Here is a 13,488-nt window from a genome sequence, read left to right as displayed (position 1 = left end):
TAAACTATAAAAAGATTGTTATTTCAATCATAATCAGTGTATTTGTATGAAATAACAATCATTTAAATGATAGATAAGAAAAGTAAATGCTATTTCCAATACAGATAACAATGTGCTGAATTATGATTTGGCAAAAAAGTGTCTGTGCTTTTTTTCGCTTAACAGAAGAGCAAATGGATAGCATAATAACCGAAGTTAAAGCTGTTGTTTCAACTTGGAAACATGAAGCTGATAAAATAGGTATTACCAAAAAGGAACAAAATATAATGGCTAAAGCTTTTAATGTATAACAGGATAAGTTTTTAAAAAGTATTCTAGGACATTGGTATGCGGTTTTTTACATAATACTAAATTATAGCTATCAAATGGATAAACCACTATTACTGACTAAACAATACATTTGTACTATAATGTTCTGCGTTATGTAACTTGAGCTTTGGTTAAAAGCGAAAGTTGTTACTATAGTTTCTTTAAAAAATTTATTCTCAAAAGTTTCTTTTACTAAAGTTAATGGAACACTTTTTATGCGACGACGTAGGAGGGAAGCGTAATATGTGTGAAATGGATAAGAAAAGGATGTTTTAATGACATAGCGACATCTTTTTCTTGTATTGTTTGAATTTCTGTCAGTGATTTTATTAAAAATTTAATAAAACATGAGTTGGTCTAACATTTGACCAAAAGAATACAAAACAAATTTATGAGCACCGTAATAGTTTTAGGAACCTTTCATACAGAAGTTGAAGCTTGTACATCTCAAGAGTTATTGCGCATTGTTAAACAAATATCTCCAGAAGTTGTTTTTTGTGAAGCTCCTCCCGAAATTTTTCCTGATATGTTATCGGCAGAAAAGAATTTCAATACTCCAGAAATTAAAGTTATTAGAGAATTATTAAAAGAAAGCAATACTAAAATAATTCCTGTTGATATTTATGGAATGGCTGTAGATGATAACCGCATTGATGATATGTTTGATTTATTTGGACAAAAAATGGAGAATTACAAAAATGCAGTGCTTATTCAAATCGATGAAACTTACGAAAAGGGTTATTGCTTTTTAAATAGTAAAGAAAACGATAAAATTAACTTTGACAAAGCATTAATGGAACGAGAAATAGTTACTAAAGAAAATAATAGAGAAATTTCTCTGGACTATGTCAAATGGGTTAAATGGAATAATTATCGTGAAAATCACTGGATAAAATTAATTCAAGAATATTTTCATGAAAATAAATTTAATAGTGCTGTTTTAATGGTAGGTGCAGCTCATAGAGTTGGTGTACAACACAAGATAATGGAACTAGAATTTAATGGTAAATCACATATAACCTGGAATTTCGATTATTTTAGTAATTGATTTATTTAATAAAGTCATTTGTGTTAAAAACTTTGTTTTACTTTACGGTTTTCCCTCACAATAATTCCTACAATATTTTGTAGATTTAAACTCTCCCTATAATTATTTATTAGCTCAAGATTATAGTTGATACTATAGTCTAACAACCATTTGAAATTTTTAAAATAATAGATATGAATAAATATGAATTAAGAGTTGTATCCATCATTGATGGTGCTCTAGTGGTCTTATTACAAGCTTTTTTATATGCAAACAATGAAGATATTGCAAATATTATGGCAGATAATATTTTTGAAACTTACCAAGATAATAGCAATTATACAGAATTCCATGAAGGTATTGTTGTTCAAAGGCAATTAAATCTAATTGAATAAATCTAATGTAAAAGAGAGTATGACCAATCAGAACTTAATCAGTGAATTAAAACGACTTTTTGATGTAGCCAAACGAGTAGATGAATTTGAGTTTATTAATATTCTAATAGGCTATAATGGTATGGGAGACCAGCGATTCCTTTCGCATCTTTATGAAAGTGAACGTGCAATCCAGGATATTAAAAAGCTTATGGATAAAGCATCTGATAAGCATACTAAAACTCGATTAGGTCTTTTACTATATGGGCATGTTTTTGAAATGGACGAACTATATAATGTTTTGGGTAATTTATTGAGAGTTGCCACAGCAGTTGGTCTAAATTATAAACCAAATTTATACAATAGAATAGATCAAGATGACATAACACCTACAGATAAATTAAAGCATTTATATGATCACGCAACCCAATGTCGATTCGGGAATTTTATAAAAGAAATACAATCTATTTATTATAATAGAATAAGAAATGCTTTTGCACATTCTTCTTATTCATTAGTAGATGATAAGTTCATTGTAATTAAAGGTAAAGAAATTGTAATCGATGGTGAATTGAAATGGTCAATAAGTATTGAATATTTTTTGCTTCCACTAATTGAAGAATCTCTAAATTTTATTAGTGAGTTTTTCTCGTTACTTAAGAGCCATAAAATGGCTTATAAAGAAAATAAGATTATACAAGGTAAACTTTCTAATATTAAAGAGCCCATAATTATTATTGGAAATCCTGAAGAAGGATTAATTGGTTTCGAAAGTTTTTCAGGAAGTTCTATTAAAATAAAAAACGCATATGGTACTGATCGATTTATAGAGGCTATGAATATTCGCTTAACATCCACAAGTGATATACATAACTCATTGTTTGAAGAAATAGAGTCTTACAATGAAAAACTACGACCAAACGGTATAAACTTTGATGATTTAAAAAATCGAGTTATCGCTACAGGAGAACAATATCTAGTAAGAAACTTATCGGTTGTAATATATAATTATGCTAATAATACTTTTCGATCTGCAAAGGATAAGCCTATTGAACAGCGTGAACATATCATGAACGCAGCTTTACCTTATTATGATCTTGCGATTTCTATAGATTCAACTTTTGGTCGAAATTATCTTAATAGAACTGTGTCAAAATTAGAGTTAGTAACGTTCAAAAAAACAATAAATAATGACGTTAGAAGGCAATTATTAGAAGAATTAAAAGAAGCTCTAATATATGAACCTACGATGTTAGAAGTATTTACAAATTCAGGAATGCTTGAAATGGATATTGCTTTTCACGAAGATAAAATAGAGATGAAAGAAGTTTCTCTTAACAATGCAATTGATCACTTCAAAAAAGCAATAGAACTTTATCCTCATGATGATACTATTTATGAAAAGTTGGCAACTTGTTATTTGGAATTGGCATACATTTCCACGAAGAATCAAAAAGAATATTTTGAAAACTCAATTAAGTATATTGAAATTGCAATACAAAAAAATAATAAACTATCTCATAGTTTATTATACAGTTCTATACTTGGTGAATATGGCGATTTTGATGAAGAAAACATTCAATCACATTATGATAAATCAATAGAAATTCTAAAAGAATTAGAAAATAAATATGGAGAAAATAGTGAAATAAAATACAGGTTGGGTAATAAGTATATGATGTTATCAATGCATAATGAAAGCCTTGAATATTGTGAAAAAGCACTTATAGAATATGAAGCAGGAAAACATTTTAATGAGACAGAAGTTAAAATTTTAAATAATATTGGGAATTGTTTAATTTATAAATTTCGTTTATTGAAAGAAAATGGAGATAAAAAAGCATTAGACACTTTGGAAAATGCGATTTTGATTTTGGAGGAAGCGATTAAATTAGATGATAAACATACAAATTCATATTTCAATCTTGGACTTGCTTATATTGAAAAATACAAAATTTTAGCTGATTCCAAAAAAGAGGGTTTTATAAAATTAGCAATCAGTATTTTACAAAAAGGTTATTCACTTAATAACAAGAGTTGTGCAATACAACTTGCAAGAGCATATGCATTAATTGGTGATGTAAAAGAAACAACCTCATATTTAAAAAAGGCTATAGATAATGGAGAAGACTTATCTAAAGAGGATATCTTAACTAATGAAGACTTTAAAAACATAAAAGATGACGATTCTTTAAATAATATTTTCATCTAAATTTGATATATAAAATCAAAAGAATAACGAACAATAAGTAAAATAAAATGGGAACCATTAATTGGACAAAATTTGACGGAGATAAATTTCAATCCTTTTGTAATGATTTGTTAAGTTTTGAATTTGGTAAAAGCTATGTTCCGTTCAGTGCGCCAGGTAGTGACCAAGGAATAGATGGTTTATTTGAAGGTGAGTATGATGAAAATCATGGTAAATGGAGATTTCAAGCAAAATTCAGAAGCCCTGAATCTGGAAGGCAAGCCTCAATAAATAATCTTAAAAGTGAAATTAAAAAAGATCTTGATAAAAATATTCGTGACGAAACTCATGTCATATTCATTACAAATGTAGACATAGGCCCAAAACAGCAAAAAGAACTCATTGATGAAGCCAATAAAATAACAGCAAACAGAATTGTATTTGAAATATGGGATGGAGCAAAATTAAATACTCTCTTATCTCATCATCCGATTGTTAAATCATGGTATACAAATGAGACGAAATATTTAATACAGGAATATTCTGATTTCTTCAAAGATGAACTGAATTCGGATAATAAAGCTTCTTATGAATTATCCAATAGATATTATTACCGCGAGGAAAAGATAAAAGAATTGGCAAACTTTATCAGTGATGATTCTAAGAAGGTCGCAATAATTAGTGGAGAAGCTGGGATAGGAAAAACTAGGCTTTGTATTGAATTTTTTCAAAAACATATAGATAATCGAAAGGATTGGGTTGGATTAGTAATAATTAATCACAAAATTGATCTTGAAGTTTTACAAAAAGCACTAATAGGAGAAAAAAACTATGTAGTATTAATTGATGATGCAGATAAATTTGATCAAAGAGAACTAGCTGACTTAATAACAACTGTAAAAGGTTTTAAGGAGAATAATGTTAAGTTATTACTCACAGTCCGAAGCTATTTTTTAGAAGCTTTACTTAACGAAATTAATATTACAGATAGAACTCAGCAAATAAAATATATTGAATTAACTCAATTATCAAGAGAAGAAACTGTTCATTTTTTGGAAGGGGAATTAAATGGATATCAAATAGAGAAATATCTTGGATATTTTGTTGAACTAACTCATGGTGTACCGATTATGATAATGACTTTATTAAAGGTTATTAAAGATGGTACACCGTTGGCTAATATTAAAAAAGATGCATTCTTAAAAACTTATGTCAAAATGCATTTTGCGAATTTTTCATCAGTTGTAAGTAAGGATGCAGAAATACATAAACGTTCAATCGATAAAGTAGTCAAACTAATTACACTTATTGAGCCCGTTCAGATAGAAGATAACGTTTTGATTCAACAAATTGCTAGTACTGAAAATGTAATTGAAGAAGAAGTTGAATTAATACTACAAGCACTACAAGATCAAAATATTCTATCAGGACGATATCTTAAAATGATTAAACCTGATATTTATAGTGATTTAATTTTAGAGGAAGCCTTAACTAATAAAAATTGGTTAAAATTAAAACTCCCTGAATATGGTGGATTCATTAATAATATTATAAAAAATATTGGATATGTTTATCAGCATGATGAGAATAATACTGTTTTAGAAAATCTATTAATAGAATATGTTGCGCGAATTGACACATGCTCTAAAAATGTTATTCTTGCAAAAACTCTCGAAACTATAGATTCAATTACTTATTCAATGCCATTGCTTGCGTCCAATGCTATTGGAAAAGTTCTTTCCATTTATTCGAATGAAAATCATCCATTATTTGATGAGTTTCAAAAATCTGTAAAACACAAGAATTACTCTTTTGATACTGTTATAAATAACTTAAAAAACATTCTAAAAAAATTATTTGAGCTAGAAGATTATTATGAATATTCCTATACTTATTCCGGAAAACTATACCTAATATTAAATGATGATGGAATCGTTTCAAATATTGCAAATTTTGGAAAGAGTGACCGTTTTGATGGTTTTAACTGTATAAAACAGAATAGAATTTTTGTTGCAAGTAAAAATGAATTGGAAAAAGAAAATAGCAATTTTAAGTTTTTTGCTCTAAAAACACTGAATTCTATTTTAAAGCTAGAATATACAGATACAGAATCACATTTATATCAAAAGCATTCTATCCAAATATATACATTATATATTCCTGAAAACGAATATGTTACAATTCTTAGGAAGCAAGCAATAGAACTGTTAATTGGAGTTTTTCATAACACATTAGATACTAATTTAAGAGAAGAAGTTTTTAGAATAATTATAGATATTCCCAGAGAGATATTAGCAAATAGAAATAAAACTTATAAAGGAAAAATTGAAGTTAAAATAGTGCTTGATTTTTTGTTTAAAATTTCCACAGGTAATGTCTTAGAATTAAAACAAAAACAATTTGTAAAGGATCAACTTTATTGGTTTAAACGCTGGGGAATAAATGAAACATTTAACTTAATAATTGAAGAAATTGTAATTAATCTTTCTGACAATGATTTGGCAGAAACATTACTCGATTTGTTTAATCCAAAATTTGATGGAAAGTTAAATGATGAAAACGAAAAATTTAAAATCAAATCTATAGAACTGATCAATAATAATTCAGGAATTGAATTAGGCGATGCTCTTGTAAAAGTTATAGATCAAAGTGAATATATTCCACATAATTTCTATCCTTTTTTGCATTCAATTTCTTCTAATTCATCTAAAATCAAAGAATTTATTGAATATCTATGGAGCAAAAATAAAAGCTTTATTATTGATCATTGTTCTGATATACTGAGACAATTAAGATTTTCCAAAAAGGATGAAAATTTTTATTGGAAATACATTAATAGTCTAAAAAAAGAAGAAACTTTTAAAGCTAATAACTGTATATTAAATGTTTACAATTCTCTAGGGATACATAATATGATTAATAAATATGGTTCTAGAAAAATATTAAAGCCCAAAGATATTGACGAGATTGTTTTATTGCATGAAAACTCTAAAGTTGAAAATTACTTCAATTTAGCATTAACTCTTCCAACTTTATTTTTTTATGATAAGGAAATAGCTCAAAATGAAATAAAGAACTTTCTAAAAGTATGTAATGAAAACCACCTTGATAGAATGTTTTTGGCTTTTGATCCTATTGAAGAAGAGTGCTTTTCCGAGATTAAAAATTTGCTTTTTGAGCATACTATCCATTTAAATATCCCTTATACAGTAGAAAGATTCTTAAATAAGATAATTTTATTGGATGGGTTTCAAGAAGTACTTAATTACCTAGAAAAAAGATTTCTTTTTAAGCGGGAATATATTAAAAACAAAAAAAGTTTGTTAGGGTATGAATATGTACCTAATCATAGAAGTAACGTAATAACAAAAAATTTATCAGATAAACAAAAAACAGAATCTTTCGCAGATGTTCTTAATTGGTTTGTTTCTATGAATTTTGAATCTTATGAACACTTTTATGTAAAGAATATAATTGATTTATTTAAGACTAATAAATACATAAACGATACTACAAAAACTACTTATATAAAATTAATAGATGAGTACAGTTTAAGTTATGATAGGTTACTGAATATCATTCACTCACTATCAGTTTTTGAACAAAAAAATGAGGCTTTTGTAGATTTGATTGTAAAGCTTTTAGAACTTTGCAATGAGAATTTTTATGATGATAAACAAATTGGGGAGTTTAATTCTCAGTGCTATATTGCTTTAACAAATGTAGGTGTTAAATCAGGAAGCCCTGGACAACCATTTTCAGTAGATTTAGAATTAAAAGAATTGTTGGAGAATACTTTAGGAAAAGCAAAATTAAGTTCCCCAAAGGTTAAAGATTTTTTTATTAAAGTGTTGAAATCTGTTCAATCTAATATAGATAGAGACAGAGATGAAGAAGGAGGGGAGTTATGGTAAGAGAAGTACTAACAGATTATTCAATTCAAAAAAACTCAATTATATCCTCACTTATAATTAAGCAAGGAAACGGATTATTTGATCAGAACTTACACGATATTTTTAATCGTGGTTCTCAGAGTAAAGACAAATTGAGAATTCAAGATGTACAAATAATTATTGAAGCAATTGAATTAAAACTAAGAGAAGCAGAGATTATTTATCATACATATTTTGGTACAGAATATGATAAAAACATTATTATTTTCAATCGACTAATTGGAACTAAATTGATAGATACTGAATTTAATTATGGAACAAGAGTAATAAAAAAGACAATCGAAATTATAGACTCTCATATGTACAAGGAAGTAGTAGATATGAAATTTCAATTATTCATATTGCGGATTGCAACGTTGTATGAAAATCTTGTAAAACTCATAGAAATACTAATTAAAAAAAGAGTTGTATTTGGAAACAGAAATCCACATTTAAGTGTACACTTAAAGGTTTTGATTTCTTATTGGGATAATCTTGTTGAATTAGATTATAGAAAAAATGATGAGTTTTATCTTTGGTTAAGCTCTCATCGCACTTATTTGGAACAGTATCTATCTCAAATTAATTCTCTGCGAAACAGTTATATTCATGGTTATTCTTTAAACTTAACGGTTGATTCAACATTTAATGAATATGTTATAAATAATTATGATAGCTCAAGTACTGGTGGCTTTCCTGTGCCTTCTGGAGGAGGTATGGTTTCTGAGTTAGTTCTTAATAATTTCGTCCAAGATGTTTTAAATAATACAAAGCTACTTACTGAATCTGTTTTAAATCTATTTCAAAGAAAATTAGCTCATCATAGGACTAAAGTTCCAATGTGAAATAAAATTAAAGCTCTATATTATGTAAAATAGAATCTCGATGTTAAACTTGGCCTCATAAAATTTTGGTAAAACAATAAGGTGAAGTAAGCGTACATATTTTAGGGGTTTAGTAATACAGTTTCTTTAGAGTTATAAGAGTATACAAGGGATTTCAAAGCAATGTTAACGCGTTGTAATGTTTCCTAAAATATAGCGAATGAGCCGTAAATTGTTTCCAAAAGTTTATGCAGCCTTGAATTTTTGTTTCTTTTGTTTCAAGACAAAAGATAACGCATTAAAAAGAAAAGTTGAATTGGAAGAATAATAAAACAAGTGTATAGAAATTTTTAAGCAAGGATAATGCGGTTGGGAAAATTTTATACTCTTGTGGCAATCCACGAGAATCGCGTAAAATTTTTTATAACGTACATTTTATCGAATACGCGATTTTTAATAAGAGCAAAAAGGTTAGCTTTTATTTTGGCGTTGGCAAGCGATGGATAATTGTGTATAAAATAAATTGCAAGAGCAATTTGATTTTATAAAACAATCGAGCGCTTGGTAGCGGCTATTTTACATAACGGCTAATTATAGATACATAATGTTTTAAAAAGCTCTGCGAAGCAAACCGCTTATAAGTTTAATGACCCAAGTTCCAATTATTCTTATGAAAACAAATGCTTCTGGGATATTTTACATAATACTACATTATAGCTTACGAATGTTTAACAAACTGCTGGTCGTAAAATAGCTGTTACATAATTGCTATCGATATGAACCTAAAGGCATCATATCTGCAACTATGTAAAATAGAACAGAAAAAGTTCTATTCGCTATTTTACTTATGATAACATTAGTACTATAATTATTCTTATGTATAATTCCAATTTATTTCACAAATTAAAACACACCTAAATAATTACATATCTCTAATAAGATAACTAAAGCTACGGCATGTATATTTTCAGGCTTCAAAAAATAATCAGCTTCATCTTTATTGGTCACAAACCCCAATTCAGCAAGAATAGTTGGACAAAAATTAGTCATTTCGCGTAAGACTTGAAAATCAGCAAACTTCACACCTCGTTTCTCGAACCCTAATTTACTGGAACTTTCATTTAAAATTGATAACCCCAAAGCAATGGATTCTTTAATATGCAATTTTTCAGAATTATGCACATAAACTTCAATGCCTTTTGAGGATTTTAGAGATGCATTACAATGCAAAGACACAAACACATCCGCCGTTAAAGCTTTAGCCAATCGGCTTCTATCAGAAAGTGCAATAAACGTATCAGAGTATCTGGTCAAAAAAATATCCATTCGATCATCTAAAATCGTTTTATTAAGCCTAATAATTTCCTTGGCAATATTCAAGACCACATCCTTTTCCTGGATACCATTTATGCCAATGGCACCAGAATCTTTTCCACCATGCCCCACATCAATAACAATTCTTTTTCGTGCATCCAAATTTTGACCAAAAAGGAAGCACATTTTCAGCATCGATAGAAGAAATACGACGTTTTTGAGCTTCATTTTTAAGTCACTTTTCATAATTGAGTGTATTTCTTGCATCTAAAATCATAAAATTTAACACCATTTAATTGCAATTAAAAACAATTGAAATCAAATAATATTATTTATATAAAATATTGATAATCAGGTATTTGAAAGTAAATATATTGTAATTTTAAAGAATCGAAACCATTAAAAACTTAAATTTTTATTCTTATGAAAAAATCAATCTATTTAACCTTGCTATTGGGCTTTATTTCAACTTCCATTTTTGCACAGATTGGAGGCATTGAAGATTCTGTAAATGATGTTTCCGATACCATTCGAACCATTTTCCCCATCATTTTGGGTGTTATATTTTTGGTAGGTTTTCTATTTAATGCAGGTCATTTTTTTGGAGAGAATGCCGATTTGAAAAAGGGCATCACTCGTGTGCTTGTATTTGTACTAATAGCTGGTGCCGTTGTAGGCATCTTTACCTATCTCATTGGCATCGTAGTATAAGTTGTTATATACCATTTATGAATAAGATACAGCAATGAAAACCTTTAAAATCTATAGAAATATTAGAAAGCGCGCAACAATTATGGGATTGCCCATAGCATTGTTTGCTCTGATGATGACCGCCGTTATAGGATCATTATTAGTTATCATTTTTTCCTTTAGTTTTTTGGTCATCATCATGGTATTTCTGTTCAATGGTATGTTGTATATCGTTTTGACACACTTTATAAAAAACCCATCCTTAATGCATTTTAAAAAGGTGTTTCCACAATCCATTAGTAATAAAAAACAAAGTCATTTGTATTATGAAGGCTATTAATCTTGCAACATACCATCCCATTTTGGATATCCAAGACCATATCTTATTTGCAAATAATGGCAATGTGGTATTATGTTATAAGGTAGAGTTGCCCGAAGTGTACACCTTGTCCGAATCCGACTTTGAAGAAATTCATGCCGCTTGGTTTCAGGGATTTAAATCCCTCCCAACAGGTACCGCTATCCATAAACAGGATATTTACCAAAAGGCAACATATCGTGCCAATAATATTCCAAATGAAAGCTTTTTAGAACAGGCTACCTACAATTATTTTAAAGGTAGGGAATGCCTAAATCACAGTTCCTATCTATTTTTTATATTACCATTAAACAAAGCGCTTAATACCTCCAAGTTTACCAATCCGTTTCGGCATATAAAAAAAGGAATTTACAAGGCATTAGATGAAAACGTACAAGCATTTATTACAGCCGTAAACGATGCGGTTTCATTTATCAATAACAGCCGGAAGGTATCTTTGTTGCCAATGGTTGAGACTGAAATACGATCTATTTCAGAAGCTTATTTCAATGGTTTTAATGACGGTTTTGATACCGATATTCAGCTCAAAAAATCAAATATTGAAATTGGGGAAAACTATTTTGATGTTTTGGCAGTGAATAGTGAACTCTGCTTTGGAGATGTCGTACAGAGCAGTAAAACGAATGATAAATTTACCTCCGATGATTTTGTATTTCACCAAGGCTTTATTGATGGGTTGGGATTGAATCTCAATGAAAACCATATCATCAACCAAATCATCTATTTAGATGATAAGCACAAATGGCGAAAACTACTGGAGAAGAAAATAGAGGAACTCAACAAAAGTTCCAATTTCGGGACACAGAACAAAGTAGTTTTAAAAAAAATCGAGGACATTGTGAACCAAATTAATGAAGATGATGCCTCACGGATCATCCGAGGGCATCTGAACATTGTTTTTTGGTCGCGCGAAGTCACAGCATTAAATACAATAGCATCTAAAATAAAAGCAGAATTCAAGGAACTTGATATTGTACCCTATTATCCCAAAGGCGAGGAGCGGAAGCACTATTACCTGAATAGCTTTTGTTGTTTTGCTTCCAATTTTTCGAATGCGGATTTGTATGTTACCGATTTAAAGCATGCCCTCTGTCTATATATCAATAACACTAACTACCGTTCAGATACCAAGGGCATCCTATTCAATGACCGGCAGTATAATATTCCTGTACTTAAAGATGTTTGGGATGAGCAAAAAAAACGCATCAAAGCGAGGAACTTTGCCATTTTTGCTCCAACGGGCGAGGGGAAATCCTTTTTGGCCAACAATATCCTAAGGCAATATTTTGAGGCCGGTGTTCGACTGGTCATTATCGATTTGGGAGGATCCTATTCTAAATTTGCCAAGTTGTATCCCAAAGACCACATCATTTTAAAATATGAGCAAGGAAAAAATTTAGGCATCAATCCCTTTTATATTTCCAGTGATGCCGATTTAACACCAGAACGTTTGGAGGATTTGACAATGTTTCTATTGGAGCTGATGGCTTCGGGCAAAACAACCACCAAAGCAGAGCAGGTGGCCATGAAGAAAGTATTACTACGGTATTATGCTAAAACACGGCAAGCCCATTCACTGGCAAGTCTATATCAATTTGTGGATGATGAAAAGGAAACACTCATAACAGCACTAAACATCCAAGAAGCACATTTCAGTGTCTATAATTTTCTGCATATCCTTTCAGAATATGTGGAAACTGGATTGTACAGTTTTCTGTTCAATATTAGTGAAGACCAAACCTATAAAATAGAAGATAAGCGATTGATAGTCTTTGAACTCGATGAAGTTAAGGATAACAAGGAAATTCTCTCGGTAATGTTGAAGCTTATTAAATCTGCCATTCAGCGCACAATTTGGCGAAACAAAGCCGAAAGAGGCATCATTCTATTTGATGAGTTTGCCAAACAACTAAAGTTTGAAAATGTATTGGAAAGTGTGGAGTTCTATTACCAAGCTATTAGGAAGCAAAACGGTGCGATTGGTATCATTTTGCAATCCATCAACCAGTTACCCAATAATTCCACATCGGCCAGTATTTTGGAAAACACTCAGGTTATTTATAGTCTACGAAATGAAAAAGGGTATGATGAGCTTCAAAAGCGCTTGCATCTTTCGAGCCATGATTTGAACCAACTGAAATCCATACGTAATAACTTGGTAGGTACTAGAAAGTACACCGAAATGTTTATCAAAATAGGGAAGGAGAGTAACATCTTCAGATTGGAAGTCCCCAAAGAAGTATATGCGGCTTACTTGACCGACGGTAGTGAAAGTGAAATCATTATGAACCTCTATAACAAACATGGAAGCATGGAACAGGCGATTAAGGAGTTCATCATCAAAAAACAATAATAAGAATCATTAACCAATACTGAATATTAAAAAGTATTAAAATAAAGCATTATGAAAATTATAAAAACAAATTACAGATTATTCCAGGATTTTAG

9 protein-coding genes are annotated in these 13,488 nt (G+C 29.7%); 8 read left to right on the top strand and 1 reads right to left on the bottom strand.

Features of this window, described 5'->3' with window-relative positions:
* Positions 1-700: 700 nt before the first annotated feature.
* From ACGK9U_RS09170 to ACGK9U_RS09150, 5 genes are all read left to right on the top strand, one after another.
* A complete protein-coding gene (locus ACGK9U_RS09170; RefSeq protein ID WP_394466074.1) occupies positions 701-1,357 on the top strand; it encodes a hypothetical protein in 657 nt (218 codons plus the stop codon).
* 173 nt (positions 1,358-1,530) lie between these two features.
* Positions 1,531-1,731, top strand: a complete 201-nt coding sequence (locus ACGK9U_RS09165; RefSeq protein ID WP_394466073.1) for a hypothetical protein — start codon at positions 1,531-1,533, stop codon at positions 1,729-1,731.
* On the top strand, positions 1,724-3,922 hold the full coding sequence (locus ACGK9U_RS09160; RefSeq protein WP_394466072.1) for a TPR end-of-group domain-containing protein: 2,199 nt from the start codon (positions 1,724-1,726) through the stop codon (positions 3,920-3,922). Before ACGK9U_RS09165 ends, ACGK9U_RS09160 begins: the two co-directional genes overlap by 8 nt.
* Positions 3,923-3,969: 47 nt before the next feature.
* Positions 3,970-7,815, top strand: a complete 3,846-nt coding sequence (locus ACGK9U_RS09155; protein WP_394466071.1) for an ATP-binding protein — start codon at positions 3,970-3,972, stop codon at positions 7,813-7,815.
* The gene (locus ACGK9U_RS09150; RefSeq protein ID WP_394466070.1) at positions 7,809-8,678 is read left to right on the top strand and encodes a hypothetical protein; all 870 of its coding nucleotides are present in this window, start codon (positions 7,809-7,811) and stop codon (positions 8,676-8,678) included. Before ACGK9U_RS09155 ends, ACGK9U_RS09150 begins: the two co-directional genes overlap by 7 nt.
* Positions 8,679-9,560: 882 nt before the next feature.
* Here ACGK9U_RS09150 and ACGK9U_RS09145 read toward each other — a convergent pair.
* Positions 9,561-10,199 carry an N-acetylmuramoyl-L-alanine amidase gene (locus tag ACGK9U_RS09145; protein ID WP_394466069.1) on the bottom strand — a complete coding sequence of 213 codons (639 nt, stop codon included), beginning with the start codon at positions 10,197-10,199 and terminating at the stop codon, positions 9,561-9,563.
* Between the two features lie 195 nt (positions 10,200-10,394).
* On the opposite strand from ACGK9U_RS09145, the gene ACGK9U_RS09140 reads away from it, so the two are divergent.
* Genes ACGK9U_RS09140 through ACGK9U_RS09130 form a run of 3 tightly spaced genes read left to right on the top strand, consistent with a single transcriptional unit; the run spans position 10,395 to position 13,393 of the window.
* Complete coding sequence (locus ACGK9U_RS09140) at positions 10,395-10,682, top strand: hypothetical protein (RefSeq protein ID WP_394466068.1); 288 nt, start codon at positions 10,395-10,397, stop codon at positions 10,680-10,682.
* 34 nt (positions 10,683-10,716) lie between these two features.
* Positions 10,717-11,001, top strand: a complete 285-nt coding sequence (locus tag ACGK9U_RS09135; protein ID WP_394466067.1) for a hypothetical protein — start codon at positions 10,717-10,719, stop codon at positions 10,999-11,001.
* The gene (locus ACGK9U_RS09130; RefSeq protein ID WP_394466066.1) at positions 10,988-13,393 is read left to right on the top strand and encodes a TraG family conjugative transposon ATPase; all 2,406 of its coding nucleotides are present in this window, start codon (positions 10,988-10,990) and stop codon (positions 13,391-13,393) included. Before ACGK9U_RS09135 ends, ACGK9U_RS09130 begins: the two co-directional genes overlap by 14 nt.
* The last annotated feature ends 95 nt before the right edge of the window (positions 13,394-13,488 follow it).

Origin of the sequence: Mariniflexile sp. HNIBRBA6329 (assembly GCF_043558645.1) — a bacterium.
Taxonomy (GTDB): Bacteria; Bacteroidota; Bacteroidia; order Flavobacteriales; family Flavobacteriaceae; genus Mariniflexile.
Note: the sequence above shows the minus strand (reverse complement) of the source record. Positions and strands in the feature narration are given on the sequence as shown.

Coding starts and splice junctions, on each gene's coding strand:
- ACGK9U_RS09170 (WP_394466074.1), top strand. CDS start 701: ATGAGCACCGTAATAGTTTTAGGAACCTTTCATACAGAAGTTGAAGCT.
- ACGK9U_RS09165 (WP_394466073.1), top strand. CDS start 1,531: ATGAATAAATATGAATTAAGAGTTGTATCCATCATTGATGGTGCTCTA.
- ACGK9U_RS09155 (WP_394466071.1), top strand. CDS start 3,970: ATGGGAACCATTAATTGGACAAAATTTGACGGAGATAAATTTCAATCC.
- ACGK9U_RS09150 (WP_394466070.1), top strand. CDS start 7,809: ATGGTAAGAGAAGTACTAACAGATTATTCAATTCAAAAAAACTCAATT.
- ACGK9U_RS09145 (WP_394466069.1), bottom strand. CDS start 10,199: ATGAAGCTCAAAAACGTCGTATTTCTTCTATCGATGCTGAAAATGTGC.
- ACGK9U_RS09140 (WP_394466068.1), top strand. CDS start 10,395: ATGAAAAAATCAATCTATTTAACCTTGCTATTGGGCTTTATTTCAACT.
- ACGK9U_RS09135 (WP_394466067.1), top strand. CDS start 10,717: ATGAAAACCTTTAAAATCTATAGAAATATTAGAAAGCGCGCAACAATT.
- ACGK9U_RS09130 (WP_394466066.1), top strand. CDS start 10,988: ATGAAGGCTATTAATCTTGCAACATACCATCCCATTTTGGATATCCAA.